This window comes from Burkholderia sp. Ac-20345 (assembly GCF_017104825.1).
Lineage (GTDB): Bacteria > Pseudomonadota > Gammaproteobacteria > Burkholderiales > Burkholderiaceae > Burkholderia > Burkholderia lata_B.
Genome location: NZ_JAAGPO010000435.1, coordinates 1 through 2775, shown reverse-complemented (window position 1 = coordinate 2775; position 2775 = coordinate 1). Strand labels below are relative to the sequence as shown.

At 69.4% G+C, this 2775-nt stretch carries 2 protein-coding genes and 2 pseudogenes; 1 reads left to right on the top strand and 3 read right to left on the bottom strand.

Annotated features, from left to right (window positions below; genetic code table 11):
* Positions 1–112, top strand: a 112-nt coding sequence (locus G3O06_RS47695; protein ID WP_205820271.1) for an SDR family oxidoreductase, incomplete at its 5' end; no start/stop codon positions are given.
* 4 nt (positions 113–116) lie between these two features.
* Here G3O06_RS47695 and G3O06_RS47690 read toward each other — a convergent pair.
* The 3 genes and pseudogenes from G3O06_RS47690 to G3O06_RS47680 all read right to left on the bottom strand — a co-directional run.
* A pseudogene (locus G3O06_RS47690) lies at positions 117–416 on the bottom strand (4Fe-4S dicluster domain-containing protein); the annotation flags it as partial.
* Between the two features lie 24 nt (positions 417–440).
* Entirely contained in the window at positions 441–1517 is a 1077-nt protein-coding gene (gene glcE, locus G3O06_RS47685) for a glycolate oxidase subunit GlcE (RefSeq protein WP_205820269.1), read from the bottom strand.
* Positions 1517–2653, bottom strand: a pseudogene (locus tag G3O06_RS47680) (FAD-linked oxidase C-terminal domain-containing protein); the annotation flags it as partial. The pseudogene G3O06_RS47680 and the gene glcE, both read right to left, overlap by 1 nt.
* Positions 2654–2775 lie beyond the last annotated feature (122 nt).

Genomic DNA, 2775 nt, shown 5'->3' with positions numbered 1-2775 from the left:
CGGCAAGACCGGTGAAATCGCGAAGACGGTCGCGTTCCTGCTGTCCGACGGCGCGGGCTACATCACCGGGCAAAACATTCGCGTCGACGGCGCGATCGTCAAGGCGCTCTGAGCGTCGCGCGGGCGATGTCGAGCAGCGTGTGATAGCGCACGCCGGACGGGCAGGTCGTCTCGCAGTTGCGGCACGTCAGGCAGCGGTCGAGATGCTGCTGCGTGCGTTCGCCGCACGGCTCGCCTTCGAGCAGCTGCTTGATCAGGTAGATGCGCCCGCGCGGCCCGTCGAGCTCGTTGCCGAGCACCTGGTAGGTCGGGCAGGTCGCATTGCAGAAGCCGCAGTGCACGCATGCGCGCAGGATCGCTTCCGCTTCGTCGGCCCGGGCGAGGGCCTTGCTTGCTTCGCTGAGATTGGTTTGCATCGGCGGGTCGGGATCGGGTTCGCGTCAGAAGTCGGCGTACAGGCGGCCGGGATTGAAAATCGCGTGCGGGTCGAGCTGCGCCTTGAGCTGCCGGTGCACGCGCAGCAGCGCGGGCGGCAGCGGCTGGAACGGCTCGCGCGTTACGCCCGGCGTGAAGCAGGTCGCGTGGCCGCCCCATTGCGCGGCGAGCCGCTGCACATCGGCCGGTGCGGCATCGCTCTTCAGCCAGCGCTGCGCGCCACCCCAGTCGGCAAGCAGCGCGCCGGGCAATGCGTCGAGCGGCGCGGCGGCCGGCACCGATACGCGCCACAGCGGGCGCGGATCGTCGAAGAACGGCAGCGCGAGGTCGCGCAGCCGTGCCCAGAACGCATCGTCGCGGTCGTCCATGCGCTCGCCGCCGATCGTGTCGCGCGCGGCCTTCACCGAGCCCTCGCCGCCTTCGATCCGCACGCGCAGCACGCCGTCCGTGTGGCATGCGCCCGCGAGCGGCAGCCCCGCGCGACGCCACGCGGCGACGCGCTGCACGGCTTCGTCCACGGCAAGCGGCAATGCGAGATCGCCTGTCGCACGCGGCTTCGGCAGCACCTTCAGCGACACCTCGGTCACGACGCCGAGACAGCCGAAGCTGCCCGCGAGCAGCCGCGACACGTCGTAGCCCGCGACGTTCTTCATCACCTCGCCGCCGAAGCGCAGGTGTTTCGCGTGACCGGTAATCACGCGGCAGCCGAGCACGAAGTCGCGCACCGCGCCGGCCCACGGGCGGCGCGGGCCCGACAGCGCCGCCGCGAACATGCCGCCGACCGTTGCCGCGCCGCCGAACGTCGGCGGCTCGCACGGCAGCATCTGGCCGGCCGCGTCGAGCATCGCTTCGAGATCGGCGAGCGGCGTGCCCGCGCGCGCGGTGACGACGAGTTCGGTCGGGTCGTACGACACGACGCCGCGATGCGTGCGCACGTCGAGCGTGCGGCCTTCGACGGGGCGGCCGAGGAACGCCTTCGTGCCGGCGCCGCGGATGTGCAGCGGCTGGCGGTCGTGGATCGCCGCGTCGACCTGCGCGACGAGCGCCGCGCTGTCGTCGATCGATTCGATATCGCGTCGCATCAGAAGCGCTCCAGTTCGGGAAACGGCAGCTTGCCGTGATGGACGTGCATCGCGCCGAATTCGGCGCAGCGGTGCAGCGTCGGGATGTTCTTGCCGGGATTGAGCAGGCCCTGCGGATCGAACGCGGCCTTCACCGCGTGGAAGAACGTGATCTCGTCGGCGTTGAACTGCACGCACATCTGGTTGATCTTCTCGCGCCCGACGCCGTGCTCGCCGGTGATGCTGCCGCCCGCCGCGACGCACAGCTCGAGGATCTTTCCGCCGAGCGCTTCCGCACGGTCGAGTTCACCGGGCCGGTTCGCATCGAACAGGATCAGCGGATGCATGTTGCCGTCGCCCGCGTGAAACACGTTCGCGACCGGCAGCCCGTATTCGGCGGACAGCGCGGCGATGCCTTCGAGCACGCGCGGCAGCTCGCGGCGCGGGATCGTGCCATCCATGCAGTAGTAGTCGGGCGACATGCGGCCGACCGCGGGGAATGCGTTCTTGCGGCCGGCCCAGAAGCGCTGGCGCTCGGCTTCGTCGCGCGCGACGCGGATCTCGGTTGCGCCCGCGTCGCGCAGCAACGTGGCGACGCGTTCGGCGTCTTCGTCGACGTCGGTCGGCGAGCCGTCGAGCTCGCACAGCAGGATCGCCTGTGCGTCGACGGGGTAGCCCGCGTGAATGAAATCCTCGGCCGCGCGGATCGCGAGGTTGTCCATCATCTCGAGGCCGCCGGGGATCACGCCCGCGCCGATGATTCGCGCGACCGCGGCGCCGGCTTCCGCGACATCGTCGAAGCTCGCCATCAGCACCTTCACGCTTGACGGCTTCGGCAGCAGCTTCACGGTGACGTCGGTGACGATGCCGAGCATCCCTTCGGAGCCGGTGAACAGCGCGAGCAGGTCGAAGCCGGGTGCATCGAGCGCATCGGCGCCGAGCGTGAGCGTGTCACCGTCGATCGTCAGGATCTCGACCTTCAGGATGTTGTGCACCGTGAGGCCGTATTTCAGGCAATGCACGCCGCCCGCGTTCTCGGCGACGTTGCCGCCGATCGAGCAGGCGATCTGCGACGACGGATCGGGGGCGTAGTAGAGGCCGTATGGCGCGGCTGCTTGCGAGATGGCCAGGTTGCGCACGCCGGGCTGCACGCGCGCAGGCGCGGGTCGTCGTCGACGACGAGAATCTTGGAGGGGTTTTTCGTTTCCATGATCGGCATCTTATCGCGAATGGGAATTGACGCACGGCCGCGTATTTTCGTGCGTTACAGTCGGTTACA